This is a genomic window from Flavobacterium sp. 2 (genome assembly GCF_049949195.1).
In the GTDB taxonomy this organism is placed as follows: Bacteria; Bacteroidota; Bacteroidia; order Flavobacteriales; family Flavobacteriaceae; genus Flavobacterium.
The window spans coordinates 250,829-268,190 of sequence record NZ_CP188206.1 but is presented as its reverse complement, the minus strand read 5'-3'; the positions used below and the strand labels follow the sequence as shown (position 1 = coordinate 268,190).

The 17,362-nt window shown below is 31.5% G+C and carries 19 protein-coding genes; 11 read left to right on the top strand and 8 right to left on the bottom strand.

Annotated features, from left to right (window positions below; translation table 11 throughout):
* Nucleotides 1-28: 28 nt before the first annotated feature.
* From ACNFIH_RS01040 to ACNFIH_RS01025, 4 genes are read left to right on the top strand one after another with little or no spacing between them, the layout of a single operon-like run.
* Nucleotides 29-421 carry a VOC family protein gene (locus ACNFIH_RS01040; protein WP_035643758.1) on the top strand — a complete coding sequence of 131 codons (393 nt, stop codon included), beginning with the start codon at nt 29-31 and terminating at the stop codon, nt 419-421.
* On the top strand, nt 421-894 hold the full coding sequence (locus ACNFIH_RS01035; RefSeq protein ID WP_426485105.1) for a DUF4265 domain-containing protein: 474 nt from the start codon (nt 421-423) through the stop codon (nt 892-894). Before ACNFIH_RS01040 ends, ACNFIH_RS01035 begins: the two co-directional genes overlap by 1 nt.
* Nucleotides 895-948: 54 nt before the next feature.
* Complete coding sequence (locus ACNFIH_RS01030) at nt 949-1,800, top strand: substrate-binding domain-containing protein (RefSeq protein ID WP_426485104.1); 852 nt, start codon at nt 949-951, stop codon at nt 1,798-1,800.
* A 19-nt stretch (nt 1,801-1,819) separates the two neighbouring features.
* A complete protein-coding gene (locus ACNFIH_RS01025) occupies nt 1,820-2,752 on the top strand; it encodes a transglutaminase (RefSeq protein ID WP_426485103.1) in 933 nt (310 codons plus the stop codon).
* A gap of 36 nt (nt 2,753-2,788) precedes the next feature.
* Here the strand turns inward: ACNFIH_RS01025 and ACNFIH_RS01020 are convergent, their stop codons facing one another.
* Nucleotides 2,789-3,838 carry a serine hydrolase gene (locus ACNFIH_RS01020; protein WP_426485102.1) on the bottom strand — a complete coding sequence of 350 codons (1,050 nt, stop codon included), beginning with the start codon at nt 3,836-3,838 and terminating at the stop codon, nt 2,789-2,791.
* Nucleotides 3,839-4,135: 297 nt separating this feature from the next.
* Here ACNFIH_RS01020 and ACNFIH_RS01015 point away from each other — a divergent pair, with 297 nt between their 5' ends.
* Nucleotides 4,136-4,510: a hypothetical protein gene (locus tag ACNFIH_RS01015; protein ID WP_035643749.1), complete on the top strand. Its 375-nt coding sequence runs from the start codon at nt 4,136-4,138 to the stop codon at nt 4,508-4,510.
* Between the two features lie 132 nt (nt 4,511-4,642).
* The gene (locus ACNFIH_RS01010; RefSeq protein WP_426485101.1) at nt 4,643-5,698 is read left to right on the top strand and encodes a linear amide C-N hydrolase; all 1,056 of its coding nucleotides are present in this window, start codon (nt 4,643-4,645) and stop codon (nt 5,696-5,698) included.
* Between the two features lie 60 nt (nt 5,699-5,758).
* On the opposite strand, the gene ACNFIH_RS01005 is transcribed toward ACNFIH_RS01010, so the two are convergent.
* Both ACNFIH_RS01005 and ACNFIH_RS01000 read right to left on the bottom strand, forming a co-directional pair.
* Nucleotides 5,759-7,210 (bottom strand): glycosyltransferase, encoded by a 1,452-nt coding sequence (locus tag ACNFIH_RS01005; protein WP_426485100.1) that lies wholly within the window; start codon nt 7,208-7,210, stop codon nt 5,759-5,761.
* Nucleotides 7,211-7,484: 274 nt separating this feature from the next.
* Nucleotides 7,485-7,928 carry a PepSY-like domain-containing protein gene (locus tag ACNFIH_RS01000; RefSeq protein WP_426485099.1) on the bottom strand — a complete coding sequence of 148 codons (444 nt, stop codon included), beginning with the start codon at nt 7,926-7,928 and terminating at the stop codon, nt 7,485-7,487.
* A 190-nt stretch (nt 7,929-8,118) separates the two neighbouring features.
* Between ACNFIH_RS01000 and ACNFIH_RS00995 the strand changes: the two genes are divergently transcribed.
* The 5 genes from ACNFIH_RS00995 to ACNFIH_RS00975 all read left to right on the top strand — a co-directional run bounded on the left by ACNFIH_RS00995 (nt 8,119) and on the right by ACNFIH_RS00975 (nt 12,240).
* Complete coding sequence (locus ACNFIH_RS00995; protein WP_426485098.1) at nt 8,119-9,264, top strand: hypothetical protein; 1,146 nt, start codon at nt 8,119-8,121, stop codon at nt 9,262-9,264.
* A 23-nt stretch (nt 9,265-9,287) separates the two neighbouring features.
* The gene (locus ACNFIH_RS00990; RefSeq protein WP_426485097.1) at nt 9,288-9,701 is read left to right on the top strand and encodes a VOC family protein; all 414 of its coding nucleotides are present in this window, start codon (nt 9,288-9,290) and stop codon (nt 9,699-9,701) included.
* Nucleotides 9,702-9,870: 169 nt separating this feature from the next.
* The gene (locus ACNFIH_RS00985; protein ID WP_426485096.1) at nt 9,871-11,172 is read left to right on the top strand and encodes an alginate export family protein; all 1,302 of its coding nucleotides are present in this window, start codon (nt 9,871-9,873) and stop codon (nt 11,170-11,172) included.
* 91 nt (nt 11,173-11,263) lie between these two features.
* Nucleotides 11,264-11,620, top strand: a complete 357-nt coding sequence (locus ACNFIH_RS00980; RefSeq protein ID WP_426485095.1) for a nuclear transport factor 2 family protein — start codon at nt 11,264-11,266, stop codon at nt 11,618-11,620.
* 14 nt (nt 11,621-11,634) lie between these two features.
* Nucleotides 11,635-12,240 carry a class I SAM-dependent DNA methyltransferase gene (locus tag ACNFIH_RS00975; protein ID WP_426485094.1) on the top strand — a complete coding sequence of 202 codons (606 nt, stop codon included), beginning with the start codon at nt 11,635-11,637 and terminating at the stop codon, nt 12,238-12,240.
* A gap of 15 nt (nt 12,241-12,255) precedes the next feature.
* Here the strand turns inward: ACNFIH_RS00975 and ACNFIH_RS00970 are convergent, their stop codons facing one another.
* From ACNFIH_RS00970 to ACNFIH_RS00950, 5 genes are all read right to left on the bottom strand, one after another.
* On the bottom strand, nt 12,256-13,419 hold the full coding sequence (locus ACNFIH_RS00970; protein WP_426485093.1) for a chromate transporter: 1,164 nt from the start codon (nt 13,417-13,419) through the stop codon (nt 12,256-12,258).
* A 2-nt stretch (nt 13,420-13,421) separates the two neighbouring features.
* Nucleotides 13,422-13,919 carry a hypothetical protein gene (locus ACNFIH_RS00965; protein ID WP_142448776.1) on the bottom strand — a complete coding sequence of 166 codons (498 nt, stop codon included), beginning with the start codon at nt 13,917-13,919 and terminating at the stop codon, nt 13,422-13,424.
* A gap of 81 nt (nt 13,920-14,000) precedes the next feature.
* Nucleotides 14,001-14,846, bottom strand: coding sequence for a chromate resistance protein ChrB domain-containing protein (locus ACNFIH_RS00960; protein ID WP_426485092.1), 846 nt, complete (start codon nt 14,844-14,846; stop codon nt 14,001-14,003).
* 235 nt (nt 14,847-15,081) lie between these two features.
* Nucleotides 15,082-16,275, bottom strand: coding sequence for a PQQ-binding-like beta-propeller repeat protein (locus ACNFIH_RS00955; RefSeq protein ID WP_426485091.1), 1,194 nt, complete (start codon nt 16,273-16,275; stop codon nt 15,082-15,084).
* 211 nt (nt 16,276-16,486) lie between these two features.
* Nucleotides 16,487-17,155 carry a GNAT family N-acetyltransferase gene (locus ACNFIH_RS00950; protein ID WP_426485090.1) on the bottom strand — a complete coding sequence of 223 codons (669 nt, stop codon included), beginning with the start codon at nt 17,153-17,155 and terminating at the stop codon, nt 16,487-16,489.
* Nucleotides 17,156-17,362: the final 207 nt, after the last annotated feature.

Genomic DNA, 17,362 nt, shown 5'->3' with positions numbered 1-17,362 from the left:
GTAGAATAATTTTTAAAACGTACAATTTATGTTTTTAAGAGTTGCACGACACACGGATGATTTAAAAAGAATCGAAGATTTTTATGTAAATGTTCTTGGTTTTGAACAATTGGGAGAGTTTCAGAATCATAATAATTACAATGGAATTTTCATTGGAAAATCAGGTTTAGACTGGCATTTTGAATTCACTCAGTCCAATAATAAAGCAAAACATACATTTGATGAAGATGACGTTATTGTACTGTATCCGAAATCAATTTTAGATTATAATAATCTGATAAACAAACTTGAACATCATAATATCTCAACTATAGCTGCAACAAATCCATTTTGGAATGAAAACGGAAAAATGATTCAGGATCCAGATGGTTATCGTATAGTTATATCACCATTAAAAGCTGAAATAAGCGAAATTGAATAATGCAGGAAACACACAAAAAAATACTTTTTAAATATTACAGCGATTATTTAGAAGACAATGTTTCAGAAACCATGTGGGCTGAAATTATAGATTTAGAAAAAGGTCTTTTTAAATTGGATAATATTCCATTTTTTGGACCACTTATTGCGACAGATGATTTGTTTTTTGCTGAATTTGACGAGAAGGAAAATCGTTTTGTTTATAAAGAAACTATTGAAAATTCAGGAAATTCAATTGTTCAGGTTTTAATTTTAGAAAAAGGATTTGATAAAGAAATTATCCGAGAAAAATTAAAAGCAATTAATTGCCAGTCAGAAGGTTTAAACGAAACTTTATTTGCAGTTGAAATTGTTCGGGATGTTGATTATTCATTAGTAAAAAGCATTTTGAACGAATATGAATCGGAAGAAATAATTGAATATGCTGAGCCATGTCTTTCTGACAAACATCGGGCAGATTTATTAAAAAACTAAACAAACAAAACTTAAGAATACGCATACCAAACTTAACTTAAACTTAAAACTGTAATGAAAACCGTAAACATTGTGGGTGTTCCCGAACACTTCAATTTGCCATGGCATTTATGCATTGAAAATGGCGAATTTGAAGCAGAAAGCATTGATTTGCAATGGAAAGATGTTCCTGAAGGAACGGGTAAAATGTGCCAGATGCTTCGTGATGGAGAAGCTGATATTGCCGTTATCCTGACTGAAGGAATTGTCAAAGATATTTTGGCAGGAAATCCAAGCAAAATTGTTCAGATCTATGTACAGTCTCCTTTAATTTGGGGAATTCATGTGGCAGCTAAATCAGATTTTCAAACTGTAAAAGATTTAGAAAACAAAAAAGTGGCAATTTCAAGAATTGGATCAGGTTCACAACTAATGGCGTATGTAAATGCTGCTGAGCAAGGTTGGGAACAAGATGAATTGAAATTTGAAATCATCAATACAATTGATGGCGCTGTTGAAGCTTTGACAAACGGCACTGCTGATTATTTTATGTGGGAACGTTTTATGACGAAACCTCTTGTTGACAAAGGTGTATTCAGACGTGTGGGTGACTGCCCTACGCCATGGCCCTCTTTTGTAATTGCAGTTCGTGATGAATTTTTGAAAAAGAATTCGAAAGCAATGGAGAAAATTCTTGAAATTATCAATAAAACAACGCAGGATTTTGCTCAAATTCCACATATTGATAAAACATTATCCGAACTTTTTAATCAAAAAAAAGAAGACATTCGCGAGTGGCTGAAACTCACACAATGGTCTCAAAAACATTTAAACGAAAAAGCATTTACGAAAATTCAAAATCAATTATTCGATCTGGGAATTATCGATAAAAAAAGTACTTTTGTTGAAACCGTAAAAGCGCTTTAAAAAACTGCTTTGAATTTTTATGATGAAATTCCCTAAAATTGACTTTCCGCAATTAAAATCCAAATTACAGGTGAAATCACCTTATGACAGGATTATTATTATGCTGTTGAGTCTTTTGATCACCATTCCGATTTTCATCATTCTGCATCAAAATCTCCGCGATTTAAATTGGGCTTTCAATTTAGATCGCGTCTTTATTTTTCTTTTTGTTTTTGCGGCTATCTTTTTATTGTTGATGTTACTGCGAACGATAATAATTTTGTGCGTTGCTGTTTATTTGCTGGTTTTATTTTATGGTTCAGTTATTGGGAATTATGGTTTTAGTGAAATTTCTGAAGACTATAATTCGATGATTTATACCATGTCTGACAATCCTTTTCCGCAAGATATTATTGTGGCAAAATTGCTTCCGTTTCCAAATAAATCAAAAATTATAAATGCGATTGAATATCAAAATCCGAAAGTTCGGAATTTTGCTATTATGGCTACTACAAAGCATTTTAAAGGAATTAAGGGGTATTCAGATTATCGCACTACAATTCAATGTTTCGCCGTTTTTAAAGAAATCAACAGCCGATGGAATTATGTAAACGATCCAAAAGAAGGCGATTATATTGCAACTGCAAGCGAATCTTTGGAATATTTTTCTGGAGATTGTGATGATCATTCTATTTTAATGGCGGCTGCAATTCGTGCGATTGGCGGAACTCCAAGGCTTATTCATACCAAAGGACACATTTATCCTGAAATTTTAATTGGTTCTTTAATTGATTTAGAAAAGGTCAATTTCCTGATAAAAAATGTGCTTTTTGTCAAAGAAAGTTATGGCAAAAAAATACATTACCACATTGATGAACGCGGACAAGTCTGGATGAATTTAGATTATACCGCTACATATCCTGGCGGGCCATTTTTATATGAGGAAATTTTGGGAGAATTAACGCTTAACTAAATAATGAATTTCATTCTGCATTTCACATTTCACAAATTACATTTTCGATTTTGCATATAATTCTCTTCCAAGCGCAGCAAAAAAAGGAATTGAAACCGAATCGTATTCGTAAACACCATCATTAAAAATACCATCTTTATTGACCAATATTGTTGCGGATAACATAAATTCAACTTTATTTTCAGTATCAATTATATAAGCTGTTTCTGTCATGGTTCCGTATGCTTGGCCAATTTTATTGTATATTTTTATGTTATCAGGGATTTGATTTTTTGTATCACCAAACATGAAAAATTTACAATAGCTGTCATAATATTCTTTTGGGTTATAACCAGCATTTCGAGGTAAATTCTGCATTGAAAACAAAATAAACTCACGCTCTTTATCTGTTATTTTAAAACGTTCACTTTCATTAAAAGTTTCAGGAAATACAATTCTTTTTAATGTATTATGAAGCGTTTCTAACGGATAATAATTTTTCTTAGAAAAGTCAAAAGGTTCATTTACAAGTTGGTCGTCTTTAATGAATCCTGTTCCTTTAATGAGATTATTAAGTTCTAATGGCTTGCTTTTTTCGTTTAGCTTTGAGGGAAAAACTTCGATTGTGCCGTCATCTTTATACAACGTAACCGACTTTACAAGTGGATTTGAAGGTTCTGAACCAGAAAGTCTGTGACTGATTCTGAAAGGCTCTAATCCTTTTTCTTTCATTTTTTGATTGATATAATCAAAACCTGTAAACTCAAATAAATTGCTGCTAGCCACATTATCGCTTACAGCAAAAACTTTAGTGATTTCATCAGCAAATTTTAGTTTCTCTGAACTTCCTTCTATAGTATAAATGCTATTTACAGACGTATTTTCGATAGTATTTAACTTTTCAAGTGCTAAAATTGCTATTGGAAATTTTATAGTACTTGCTGGATAATAATAGTTTGATGCATCTAAATTATACGTGTAGTCTTTGAATTTGATTTTTCCTTTGTCTCTTACAATTTGAGTGTAAATGATTTGCAGCTCGTATTGCTTTGAATTTTTTATTGCCTCTTTTATTTTGTCATTATCAGTGGCTAATACTTTTTCCAAAACATTCTTTTTAGAACTGCAGCTAAAGAGCAACAGAATGGCAAAATATAAAATTGTTTTTTTTATTAACGACATAATTTAGATTAAAATGGAAACTCAAATATAAAAAATGGAAATTAGTTTTATGTGTTTAGAAAAAAAATGTAGCGCGTTTATCTTCAAATCATTAGAAAACGCAGCCTTTTGAGCTGTTTTTTTTGCTTTTAATTCTATTAGATTGTAAATATTTGATTATAAATATTTTAACTATTGTTTTTTTTTGTAACTTTTCCTGTCTAATTTTTTAATCACAGAATTATGAAAAAATCTAAATTATTTATCTTCGGAATTTTATTATCTGCAGTATTAATTCTTTCATGCAACAAAGCAAAAAGAAATGAATTAGTAAGTTCGTGGAAAGTTACAGGTGTTGAAGCAAACAAAAAACCACTTTCTGATTCATTGAAAAATGTGATTCTTACTAACGGCCAATTAACTTTTACTGAAGATGGTCATGTAACAGGATTTTTACTAAGAGAAATGACAGATGGTACTTATGCTTTAACGAAAAAAGGGAAAAGCCTTGTAATTAAAGACGAAACAGGTACTCCATGGCCTTGTGTTAGCACTATCACTGATGACAATCTAATTTTAGAGACTGATGAAGTAAAATTGACTCTTAAAAAGATTTGATCTCTTCACTCATAAATAAACAATAACCACATAAAAATCATTGAAAACTCCTAAATAATCTCAAATTTTTAGGAGTTTTTTATTTTACAGAATTCAAAATGAGTTTCTTTTAATAAAATAAAAGTTAGTTATATGAAGACAAAAATTAGAATTTTAATAGTTTTTGCTTTTTTAAGCACAATAATTTATTCCGAAAAAAACTTTGCCTGCACAAGAATAGTTTATCAAGGTCCGAATGGCACTATTTTAACCGCTCGCTCAATGGACTGGAAAGGCGAAATTCCAGCTAATTTGTGGGTTTTCCCGAGAGGAATCGAAAGGTTTGGAGAAGCTGGAAATAACTCCGTTAAATGGAAATCAAAATACGGAAGCGTGGTTACGAGTTCTTGGGACATTGCTTCTTCTGATGGAATGAACGAAAAAGGTTTGGTTGGAAATTTGCTTTGGCTGGCTGAATCGGCTTATCCGCAATTTGAAAAAAACAGCAAAACAAAAGGTTTGGCGGTTTCATTATGGCTGCAATATGTTTTGGATAATTTTTCTACTGTTTCTGATGCTGTAAGTGCTTTAGAAAAAAATGAATTTACAGTGACATCTTCGCATATTCCGGGAACTGATATTTTTGCAACAGTCCATTTGTCCATTTCTGATGCATCTGGAGATAATGCGATTTTTGAATACATAAACGGAAAACTCGTAATTCATCATGACAGAGCATATGTGGCAATGACAAACTCCCCTATTTTTGATGAACAACTGGCTATAAATGCGTATTGGAAAAGCATTCCGGGAACGATTATGCTGCCAGGAACAAACAGAGCCGCAGATCGATTTGTGAGAGCTCATTATTATATAGATGCCATTCCTAAAACTGACAATATCCGAACAGCGCTAGCGAGTGTTTTTGGCGTAATCAGAAATTGTTCTGTACCGCTTGGAATTTCTTCTGTTACAGAACCCAATATATCGTCAACGCGATGGAGAACTGTTGCTGATCAAAAAAATCTGGTTTATTATTTCGACAATGTTTTAAATCCAAATGTGGTTTGGGTTGCATTTAGTAAACTTGATTTTAGCGAAAAAGCTAAAGTGCGAAAACTTAGCTTGGCTAATAATGAAAATTATTCTGGAGAATCTTCAATGAATTTTCAGGCGATGGCGCCATTCAAATTTGCAGGATTAGATTAAATGAAAACTTTAATTAAAAAACAAAACCCTCAGAATTACTAAGGGTTTTGTTTTTTAATATTAAGATAAACCGCGTGTCAGCCAGCCTTTTTTATTGGCAGTAGCAATTGCATAAGGTGTAATCCAGAATAAACTAAAAGTATAAAATATACTATAAGAATAAGCCCAAAAAGCGTCGGCAAAACTGTATCTTTTAGCATAAAATAACACTGAAAACGTTGACACAATTAAAATGCTTAAAAGTGTTGAACTAAAAAACAATACCGGATGCACAGCTATAAAAAATAACATGAATAACAAGAATGGATATGCCATAATTATTTTTAAAGACTGATTTACAAACAAAAGTCTTGCGCCAAATTTAGATTCATTTCTAAAATCTTTAAAAACATATTGCGCCATCATGATATTCTCGCGAACATTGCTTCTACCCCATCTGATGAACATTTTGTACAAACCTTTATATTCTTCGGGAACGTTTGTCAATACGTAAGCATTCCTCTGGAACAAAACATGCAATCCTTGCTTTAAAATCATATTTGTCATTGCACGATCTTCGCCAATATCTGACGGTTGTCCCATAAAGGTTTGATTAATCCATTCTGGAAGACATTCAAATACGGCATCTCTTCTGTATGCTGCAGCTGCGCCAGGTGTGCATAAAACCGATCCTAACATACTTTCAGCTGAACGCATGAATTCAAAACTCATCACAAAACTAACGTTCAGCATTTTTGGCAATAATGCTTTTTTATTGTTCAAAACATGTACATTTCCCGCTACTGCACCACATTTTTCATCAACTACAAATGGACTTACCAAATTTCGTAAAGTATCCTTTTTTACAATTGAATCACTATCGACAGTTACAAAAATTTCTCCCGTACCAAGTTCGAATCCGCGGTGTAGCGCGTGACGTTTTCCTTTATTTTCAGGCTGTTGATAAATAGATAAGCGATCTCCAAGCTTAATTTTTGCCTGCTGCATCCAATACCAGGTATCATCTTTACTTCCATCGTCAATGGCAAGTATTTGAAGTTTTTGCTCTGGAAAATCGCTGTCTGCAAGGCTTAATAAGGTTTCCCAAACTAATTTTCCTTCGTTGTAAGCAGGAACAATGACGGTACAAGTTGGCAATAAATCATCTGAAACGGATTCAATTGGTTTGTAGTTAAAATATAAATACAAATTATACAAAAATGAACCTGTCTGGAAAAAGAATAAAGCTGCGGCTAGAATTAAAAATGGAAATCCCCAGCTTGAATTTATTCTATCCAATTGAAATTGATCAAAATCAGATTGCAGATAATAAACTACAAAAGCGCCTCCAAGCATCAATAAAAAAGTACCGGAAAGTACTATGAAACCTAAAGTGCTTGATGTTTTTTCGGCTGATTTTTGTTGGGATTTTGTACTTGAACTAAAAATTGATTTTTTTAATATTTGTTCTTTTGTGCTGAGATTTTTATCTGAAATATATAATGATTCAGAAATAATTGTTTCACTTTTCATTGGGCTATTTGCTTTTATCGTAAAATGGCTTTTAAATTGACCGTCTCTGCTTTTTCTTTTTCGTTAAACAATGAAAAATGAATTACACAAAAATGGACTATATCCCATTTTACAAGCGTTGTGCCATAAATAATAAAAACTGATAATTAGCGGTTTAGCAAATTTTAGCTAAAATCAAGATGTATAAAATTTATACAGTTGTAAAAAGTTTATACTTTATATTTTGAAAAAAATGCCCAGAAATAGGGCTGTCCGGAGATTTTAAAAACGGAATTTATTTGATATTATTGTTTTTGTCTTTTAGAATTTTTCCATCTTTTGTGAATTCTAAATCAATACCATTTGTTAAATCAACGTCTAGATCTTTATGTCCATAATCGATATGGACAATTTTCTCATTTGGATAATTCTTCGAAACGTAATCTTTAATGTTTGCCGGAATAAAATCTGTCGGAATCGGATTTTTTTCGCCATCAACTTCACGATACGAGCCATCTTTCCAGAACTCAACTTCGGTTCCGTCTTTTAATATAACTTCATAACCTTTTTCGCCGTGTTCTGCATCTTTTTTAGCAATGTCTACAGTTGTATAACTAAAATATTTTTGAAGAAATTCCTGTGCTGGCTTTGGTAATTCAGTAGTTTCGATTCTTTTTTGTGCATTGGCCGATATTACAAAACCGAATAATAATGCGACAATTATATGGTGTGTTTTCATAATTTATACTTTTAAAATTTCGTATCTAGCTAATTTACAATAACTAACATCGAATTCAAATCAAATTAAGAAAGCTTTTGGATTTTTTGAAGTACTTTTTTGCTACATTTAAGCTTTAAATATCCTGAATTTTATAAACAAAATAATTATAATAAATACTTTAAAAACATCTAAAAATTAAATTTAACATATGGGTTTCTTTTCAAGATTATTTGGGTTAGATATGCCTACACCCACTCCATTAACAGACAATAGTGGTAGAAGAATTGTTACAGAGGAAAAAGTAGAACAAAAAATTCCGTTACCGGGAAATCCTTTTTTTACAAATGCTCCAGAACACTGGCCTTTGATTACGGATGAATTTTTAAGCAGCAATAAAGAATTCAGTAATAATTTTGACGAGAAAACAGGCGATATTATTCTGAGAAAAAGGATGTTTATGGTAAATTCATTGGTTTTAATTGGCAAACTGAATGAATGGCTTTCAAAAAAAACAAGTAAAAAGGTTGAAAATGATTACGGTGGTTCTTTATTAGAAAACACTGATAAATATGCTACAAGTCTTTGTATTGATAAAGTTTTCGAAAAAGGCATTTTCAAAACAAACGGAATTGTTATAGATGATTATAAAAAATATGCTGTTTTATTATTTGACAGGCCAGAATCAATACATTATATCAATAAAGTAAAAGAATATTTTTTAAAAGAAGGCTTTGAAGATTTAATTTATTATGCAGTTACAGATCCAAATACTGTTGAAGAAAATGAAAAAGAAGTTGAATTTGAAACTTTTAGCATAAACAGTTTTAATTTAGATAAAGAAAAGCAAACACTAGAAGACAGTAAATACAAAGAATATAAGTTATGGTGGAACGGCGAGCAAAATATTAGTTTTGATCAATCTGAGTTATTGCCTGTTTTAAAAGAATATCATACCAATTGCGCTGATTGTTATTCTTATATATTAGGAAAATTCAGTTATGCTTTAAAATTAAGTAATGATGATACGCGAATTGCCCTTCCAGACTATGACGAATTGATTATTACCGGACCTGAAAATGTTGATATAATAATGACACTTTCAAAGAAATCAGGAATAAATTTTCATTTTCGTGCTATTCCGGTTTTTGAAAATTACAGAAATAATTTTATAAAAACGTTTGCTCTTTTGTGCAAAGATTTAAAGCAGCAAGTTGTAGAACAAAATTTTGATAGAGATCCTTTTTTTGTTGACCCTATCTGGTTAGATCAATTAGTAAACGTAGTTAAGAATAATGATGAAATTCATTCTTTTAGTCTCATTAAGGAAGGTCTTTTTGATAATCGTTTGAATTAAAAATAATTTAATAAAATATAGCTATGGAAGATCAAAAAAATCAAGAAGCTAATTCTGATAAAATACCAAAAGTTACTGGAGTTGGCGGCATTTTCTTTTTTACTGAAAACCCGAAAGAAACAAGAGAATGGTATGCTAAAAATTTAGGACTTGAAGTCAATGATTGGGGATCAACATTTGAATCCAGAAATATTGACAATCCAGAGTTGAAAGAAGCGCTTCAATGGAGCCCGTTCAAGAAAAATGACGATTATTTTTCTCCTTCAAAAAAAGAGTTTATGATTAATTATCGTGTGCAAAACATTGAAAGATTGATAGATCAACTGAAAGAAAACGGAGTGACAGTTTTGGATGATATTGCGACTTATGATTACGGCAGATTTGTTCATATTATGGATGCAGACGGCAATAAAATTGAACTTTGGGAACCAGTTTAATAAGATAAATACGGAATATAAAGCTCCAGAATTACTTGATTTTGGAGCTTTATGTTATTATTAAATATATGAATTAAGAAGTTTATTTAACAAATTAGATATTAAAACTGAAATTAATTTTTGATTACTATATTTGTATATCAAATCTATAGGATTAAAGAAGTAAATAATGACCAACCAAATAAAACAGGTTTTCTCACTTTTAATTTTTATTGTTTCAGTCAATCAAATAATAGCTCAAGAAAAAGATAGTTTATCTCAGCAATTCTTGATGAATATTGAAATTAGACCTAGAGCTGAATATACTTCAAATTACATTCTTCCTCCTAACGATTCAATAGATCCATACTTTTATATCACACAGAGAAATAGAATTTCTATGCAGTATGAAAGGAAAAAATGGTTTATCAAATCTGACTTACAAGAAATTCATCTTTGGGATGAAAATAATAAAGCATCTAAAGTTGGAAGTATCAATTTTTATCAATTGTTTTTTGAAACCAAACTTAAAACGATAAATTTTAGGTTGGGAAGACAGAATATTTTGTTAGACAATGGCAGATTATTTTCTGATGCTCCGTGGGCTCAACAGGGACGAGCACATGAAGGTATTCGTTTAATGAAATATTCAGAACATTTTTCGCATGATTTTTTCTTTTTATTTACTCGTAATTATAATAATAGTTTTGATGCAGCATATTCTCCAGTAGCATCCAATAAATACAAGTATATGCTGATTTATAATTTCAGTTATATTTCTAAAAAAGCGTTTTCTTTTAATTCGATTAATACGGTTGATTTTCTTGAAGATTCAAATTCTGATGCTATTTATGCCCGCGCTACAACCGGCGGAAGAATTGAATTTAAAAAGAAACAATGGTATTATACTATAAATAGTTACTTGCAGTTTGGGCAAAATTCAAAAGGGCAACATTTATTTGCTTATTATTTTCAGCCCGAAATAAAATTATCTCTTCCAAAATCAAATTGGCGTTTGGGGGCTGAAATTATAAGTGGAAGTAGTCCGAACTTGTCTGCAAATAATTCTGGAAATTTTGATGTTTTATATGGTGTAACTTGGAAATTTAATGGAAATATGAATGTTTTTACGCGTTTTCCTGCAGATGTTGGCGGAAAAGGTTTAGTTAATCCCTATTTATTTGCCACGTTTCTAATAAACCCAAAATTATCGCTTCGTTCTGATTTTCATCTTTTCTATACACAATATTCGTTGCTGAATAATTTAAATCAAGAAATGTCAAAATTTTTAGGTTTTGAAAATGATATTTCATTAAAATATATTCCAATAAAACAATTAGAAATTAATTGTGCCTTTTCATTTTATCAATCAACAAATTCAATGCAAAATCTTCCAAAAATTCAAGATGTAAATAAGCTCACATTATGGAGTTATGTAATGGTTTCTTATTCGTTTAATGCCCTAAATCATAAGATATTTTCGAGCAATTAGATTAGATTTATACATTGCCTCAAAAATTATACAGCAGCCTTTTTTATATTTGTGATAAAGAATCATCTGATTTTATCTTAAATTTTAAACAATGAGTCCAAAAGAAGTTTTAGAACAATGGATTGTATATTTTAATAGTGCTGACGCAGAAAACATATCCAGTTTATATGCTGAAAATGCAACGAATCATCAAGTTGCAAACGAACCTGTAGTTGGAAAAATGGCCATTCGTGAAATGTTTACCAGAGAATTTGCTAATGCAGAAATGGTTTGTATTCCAGAAAATATTTTTGAAGACAAAGATTGGGCAATTTTAGAATGGAAAGATCCAAAAGAAATGCGGGGATGCGGTTTTTTTCAAATTCAAAATGATAAAATTGTATTTCAACGCGGTTATTGGGATAAACTTTCATTTCATAAACTTTATAATATTCCGCTTGATTTATAAGCAATTATTGATGAATGAAAAATGCAGCTGTAAACAAAAAATCGTACAACAAAATTGTTGATGAATGGGCAAAAATCAGGAATAATTCGGCTATAAATAAACCGATTAAAGATTTTTTAGAAAAGACTCAGCCCAACGGAACTATCCTTGATATTGGATGTGGAACCGGACTTCCGATAGCAAAATATTTATCAGAGAACAATCAGTCCGTAATTGGAATTGATTTTTCTGAGAATATGATTGAAATTGCAAAATCTCAGGAAATTCAAAATTCACAATTCTTTGTCTGTGATTTTTTCGACTTTAAATCAAATGAAAACTTCAACGGAATCATAGCTTGGGATTCGCTTTTTCATTTTCCAAAAGAACAACAAAAAGCCATTTATTCTAAAATTTATGATTTGATGTTGCCAGGCGGTTATTTTCTTTTTAGTCACGGAAAAAAAGAAGATGAACACACAGACAAAATGTTTGGTGAACCATTTTATTACAGCTGTTTGTCTAGAAAAGATGTTTTGATTTTAATGGCCGATTTAGGTTTTCGATTAGAATATGAAATTGAGAATTTCGTCGAAGAAAATACGCAAAGAGACTGGGTTGTTTTGGTTCAGAAAAAATAATTTGTTTTTCCAACATCAAATCAGTTTTATAAAAATCCCAATAATTCCGGCAATCAAAATGATATAGGGTTCTTGTATTTTTTTTAAATAAATCAAAGCCAAAATAGTCAAAATTGCAATAATTGCTGTGGGTATATCGATAATACTTCGTGAGGAAATAACAACCACAGATCCAACCAAAGTGCCAATTACAACAGCCGTAATTCCTTCTACAAAAGCTTTTACCGATTTATTATCGGCAATTTTCTTGAAATACGGCGCCAATATAATTGTAAACAAATAACAAGGTAAAAAAGTGGCTAAAGCTGCTGTTAATGCGCCCGAAAATCCATTAACTAAATAACCAATAAAACCCACGGTTATTACAACTGGTCCCGGCGTAATCATTGCCACGGCAACTGAATCCAGAAACTGCTGTTCAGTTAGCCAATGATTTTCTGTTACAACGCCAGAATGCAAAAAAGGAACAATTGCTAATCCGCTTCCAAAAACAAATGCGCCTGCTTTAGCAAAAAATACAGCTAATTTAACGAGTGTCGATTCTTCTGAATTCCACAGAGTAAATTGAAATAAAATCAAAGAATTTGTTGTTCTGAAATTCCACCATTTTGGAGGAGCTGTGAAAATCATATAAAAAAATCCAGCTAAAATAAATAGTAAAATTTGCTCCTTTTCGGTCACAAACGTTACGATTGCGGCTGAAATAAAAAACAACCAAAGCAGCCATTTCGATTTAAAAGATTCGAGATTTAATTTTCCGATAGATTTCAAAGTCAACTTATAAGAACTAAGCGCAATAATGCCAACAACTGAAGCTCCAACGCCGTAAAATACAGCTTGAATCCATGTTAGGCCACCGTATAATTTATAAACAATTCCCAATAGCACAACCATTATAAATGAAGGCAAAATAAACGCAAAACCAGCTAATGTTGCTCCTAAAAAACTATAATGAACAAATCCTATGTAAATTCCTAATTGCGCTGCGAGCGGCCCCGGAGCAAGCTGCGCCAAAGCTAATCCTTGTTTGTATTCTTCTTCAGTAATCCATTTTCGGTCTTCTACCAAATCTTTGTGCATATATCCAACTAAAGCGACAGGACCGCCAAAACCTGTAGTTCCCAGTTTTAGAAAGTAAAGTGTTAATTGCAACAAACTGTATTTTGATGTTTTTTCCATAATTAAAACGCAATTCCAAATTGAAAGCCTACCGTGAAAGTTGCAGGATGGTCATTCCCGAATCGAACCGGCAATGGCACGGCAGCATAATAGCTACAGCTCTTGTTTTTAATTATAGTTTTATTGAAAACGGGTGTGAAACCATATCTCCCACTTGTTTCAAAAGCAGCTCTTCCGGCAAAAGTGTAGCCTTTTCCTAATGCGACCAAAACTCCAGGATGAAACAATAAATTAGTTACTTTATCAGTTCCGTTATCGTCTTTTATGTTTGGCACAAATTCAAGCGAAAAACCAATTTTTTCACTTTTCCAAATATTAATTCCCGTCGGAAATCCTACTGCGTAATAATCTCTAAAATTTACAGTCGTTTCATCTTTACTAAATGTAACTATTGGATGCATTATCCCAAAATATCCCGTTATTTTTGGATATGTTGTTTGAGATGAAACATTGATACTGAATAGTAATATTGCAAAAAGAAAGATTGATTTTGAGTACATTGGTTTTGTTTTAGTTATAAAAACAAAATTAAAAACCATGTACAGCTTAAAATAGAATCCTATTTACCTTTTGTATCAGGATTACTTTTTTGTACTTTTTTTTCGATAAGCCGATGGATTTTTGCCTGTGTGTGCTTTGAAAATTCTGGTAAAATGACTTTGGTCTGAAAATCCAGTCATGTAGGCAATTTCGGTTAAGGAATGAGAGGAATTTGAAATAAGGCTGATTGCTTTTTCGATTCGGAGCTTTCTAACATATTCTCCAAAATTCAGATCTTCAAAATGTTTAGAAAATTCTCGTGATAAATAGGACGGATTTAGGTCTAATTCATTAGAAATTTTCTTTAAATCAAATGCGAATTGAGCATCAATCTGATCCTGAATTATTTCTTTTAGATCTTTGACCCAAGTTGGCGTTTTAGCGGATGATTTTTTGTCTTTCAGAAATTTATTGTAAACTTCATGAAGCAAATTTTCAAAAGGGCTATTCTGTAAATGATTTTGTTTGTATAGATGTGATGCCCAGCTGTACAAAGCATCGTAGAGAATCATTCCTGTTTCAAGCAATTTATAATCATCAGTAATATTATAAGAAAGTCCGGCTGAAATCGCCCAAAGTCCAGCTGATTCTTTTGCAATATCATGGCGATCTGTATCGGCTCCTCTTACAATACCAGCGATAATTGAAATTGCGGGATCATCAATCTCATATTTTTTAATGATATAATCAAAAGTGCTTTGATCTTCATAATGCGTAAATTCAACATCCGGAATATCAAACGGAATTGCATTTAGCTCTTTTGCTTTTTGCAAAACAATATTAAATGGTACATAAATGAATTCGGCTTCAGCGTCAACAAATTTTCTAATTAACCACGGGCATGCAATACGGTCTATTTTTGGGCGTTCTCTGGTAATCCATTTCATTTGATAAATCTTTATAATTTCGGATGTTCAAATCTAATAAAATCATTTGGTTACAAATTATGCAGATTCTTCTTTTTACGAATCAATTTGAAAAATAAAAACAGAAACCTATGCAAAAGCAAATGAAAAATACCTAGATGGAAATGTTGTAATTGATTCAAGTACCTAGATAATTTATGGCGAGAAATAAAAAAAACTCCTTGAGAAATCAGGGAGTTTTTTTGATGCTATTTTATTATCTAATAATTTTTATAAATGCGCTATAAACATCATCTTTAATTGAAGTTCGCATATACATCATGTTTTCGTCTTGTTCCTTTAAATCGTATGAAATAAGGCCTGCATCACAATAATAAAGCAGTAAATTGTCATCAGCCGGAAACTCGATATTTGAAATCGGCAAGGTTGTTAACTTTTTGTCTAATACGACTTCTCCATTCTCTAAAAGTATTTGATAAAGTTTTTTCTTTTGAGTATATGCCCATAAATTATCATTTTCCTGAGTAATGTATTCGATATTGTCGTCTTTAAAATCAGCTTTCCATAGCTGCGTTCCTGCTTTTGAATCAACAGCATATACAGACGTAGCATTTGAACCTTGCGCTGCAAAATAAACTTTTTTGTCTTTGCAAAAAATACGATTCTTTACATTGTTTTGATTTTCATCAAATTTAAATTCCCATAAAATATCTGCTTTATTCGGGCTTAAAGCAAAAAGTGTGTTTTTTTCAGTTGCAACAAACACATTTTCTCCATCTGTAACAGGTTTTCCAGTTATAGCTTCATCAAAAGTTTTTTGATAAATGATTTTTCCTGTATTGGCATCAAAACAATAAAAAGTTGATCCGCTTTGAGTAAATACTTTATTATCAAAACTAAGAACTGGAGCATGATTTTGTAAAGCATCTAATTTATAGCTCCAGGCTAAACTTCCATTTTTGATATCAAGAGCATAAATACTGCTGTTTTGGGTTTGAGTTGTAATATACAGTTTTCCATTGTTTATAGTTGGAGCCTGATCTTTTAATACAATTTGATCTGTTATATTGCCGATTCTTGATTTCCAAAAAAGAGTACCTGTTTGATTATCAATTGCGAAAATTTCGCCATTAACAAACGGAACATATACAACACCATCCTGCAGCGTTACTGCATTTGCACACATTTCAGTATGAGAATCGGATGCTTTTACAGTCCAAACAATGGTTTCAGATTCTAAATCAAATGAAAAAAGAGTACCATCATAATCATAAAGCAAGATTGAAGCTTCGTCTAATGGGACTTTTTTTAGTGGGCTTATCGCTTTGTTAGAGACGGCGTCAGTAAGTGTTGACGTATTAGTCTCGGCTGGTTTAGAATTGGTTGTCGTTTGTGCAAAAATATTTATAACACTAAATACAAACAAAAGAGTTATTAGATTTTTTTTCATTTTAAGATTTGGTTTGATGATTTGATTTATTTGTTCGGCAATAAATTTGCCAAAAAAATAAATTTCCATGTCAAATATAATTAAAATGTTTTAGCCATTATTAGTTCTTTATTTTGTGAATTAGAATATCTACAAATGCTGACTTTTATTCCTTGTTCAAAGCAATAAAATGTTATGATTTTTTTCGAATTACTATGTGTTTTTTTTATTGTTAGATAACTGGAGTACTTTGTTTTGGATCAAAAAGCATTGCAGTACATAAACAATTTTTTCTTTCCTTACTCATTAATATTGGGCAGTTTACACATGATTTGCAGCTCTCCCAAAACATTTCATCTGAAGTTAATTCTGCGAAAGTAACCGGTTCAAAACCTAGTTCATGATTCATTTTCATAACAGCTAGACCTGAAGTTAAGCTGAATATACGAGCCTCGGGATACATTTCACGGCTTAGCTCAAAAATCTTTCTTTTAATTTTTTTTGCAAGTCCGGTATGTCTGAATTCAGGCGCTACAATTAGTCCGGAATTAGAAACAAATTTTCCATTCTCCCAAGAAGAAATAAAAGAAAACCCAGCCCATTTCCCGTCTGAGGCAAAAGCGATTACGGCTTCACCTTTATTTATTTTTGTTTCAAGAAATTCAGGGGAACGGCCAGAAATTCCAGTGCCTCGGGCTACCGCAGAAGAAAATGTCACATCGCAGATTTCTTTGATCCAAAAAGTATGAGTAGATCTGGCTTTTTCAATAGTAAATTCAACTAATTCTTCTGTCTCTTCAATAACTGAAAATTTTGTTCTGTTGCGAAATGAGCTGGAAAAAAAGAGATTTTTATTTGTTAGATTTATTTTAGGATCTATTATGGGGTTTACAATTTTCATGATAGTTTAAGATATTAACATGTGGAAATACAAATTGAAAGTTTCAAATTATATGATTTAGACAATTTGAGAAATCAGCAAAACAGCTGTAAAAAAAACTATGGCAAAGACCATTAAATTGATAAACCTATCTTTATTTTTCAAAGATTTATTTGATACATATAGTTTTGTAATCTCCTTGCTTCTTGTTTTATTTGTTTTCATATT

Bases quoted from the DNA above. Each gene is read 5' to 3' on its own strand.
- ACNFIH_RS00980 (WP_426485095.1), top strand. From the start codon at position 11,264: ATGAGTCCAAAAGAAGTTTTAGAACAATGGATTGTATATTTTAATAGT.
- ACNFIH_RS00965 (WP_142448776.1), bottom strand. From the start codon at position 13,919: ATGTACTCAAAATCAATCTTTCTTTTTGCAATATTACTATTCAGTATC.
- ACNFIH_RS01010 (WP_426485101.1), top strand. From the start codon at position 4,643: ATGAAGACAAAAATTAGAATTTTAATAGTTTTTGCTTTTTTAAGCACA.
- ACNFIH_RS00975 (WP_426485094.1), top strand. From the start codon at position 11,635: ATGAAAAATGCAGCTGTAAACAAAAAATCGTACAACAAAATTGTTGAT.
- ACNFIH_RS00995 (WP_426485098.1), top strand. From the start codon at position 8,119: ATGGGTTTCTTTTCAAGATTATTTGGGTTAGATATGCCTACACCCACT.
- ACNFIH_RS01030 (WP_426485104.1), top strand. From the start codon at position 949: ATGAAAACCGTAAACATTGTGGGTGTTCCCGAACACTTCAATTTGCCA.
- ACNFIH_RS01025 (WP_426485103.1), top strand. From the start codon at position 1,820: ATGATGAAATTCCCTAAAATTGACTTTCCGCAATTAAAATCCAAATTA.
- ACNFIH_RS00950 (WP_426485090.1), bottom strand. From the start codon at position 17,155: ATGAAAATTGTAAACCCCATAATAGATCCTAAAATAAATCTAACAAAT.
- ACNFIH_RS01005 (WP_426485100.1), bottom strand. From the start codon at position 7,210: ATGAAAAGTGAAACAATTATTTCTGAATCATTATATATTTCAGATAAA.
- ACNFIH_RS00970 (WP_426485093.1), bottom strand. From the start codon at position 13,419: ATGGAAAAAACATCAAAATACAGTTTGTTGCAATTAACACTTTACTTT.
- ACNFIH_RS01040 (WP_035643758.1), top strand. From the start codon at position 29: ATGTTTTTAAGAGTTGCACGACACACGGATGATTTAAAAAGAATCGAA.
- ACNFIH_RS01035 (WP_426485105.1), top strand. From the start codon at position 421: ATGCAGGAAACACACAAAAAAATACTTTTTAAATATTACAGCGATTAT.
- ACNFIH_RS00985 (WP_426485096.1), top strand. From the start codon at position 9,871: ATGACCAACCAAATAAAACAGGTTTTCTCACTTTTAATTTTTATTGTT.
- ACNFIH_RS01000 (WP_426485099.1), bottom strand. From the start codon at position 7,928: ATGAAAACACACCATATAATTGTCGCATTATTATTCGGTTTTGTAATA.
- ACNFIH_RS00960 (WP_426485092.1), bottom strand. From the start codon at position 14,846: ATGAAATGGATTACCAGAGAACGCCCAAAAATAGACCGTATTGCATGC.
- ACNFIH_RS00990 (WP_426485097.1), top strand. From the start codon at position 9,288: ATGGAAGATCAAAAAAATCAAGAAGCTAATTCTGATAAAATACCAAAA.
- ACNFIH_RS01015 (WP_035643749.1), top strand. From the start codon at position 4,136: ATGAAAAAATCTAAATTATTTATCTTCGGAATTTTATTATCTGCAGTA.
- ACNFIH_RS00955 (WP_426485091.1), bottom strand. From the start codon at position 16,275: ATGAAAAAAAATCTAATAACTCTTTTGTTTGTATTTAGTGTTATAAAT.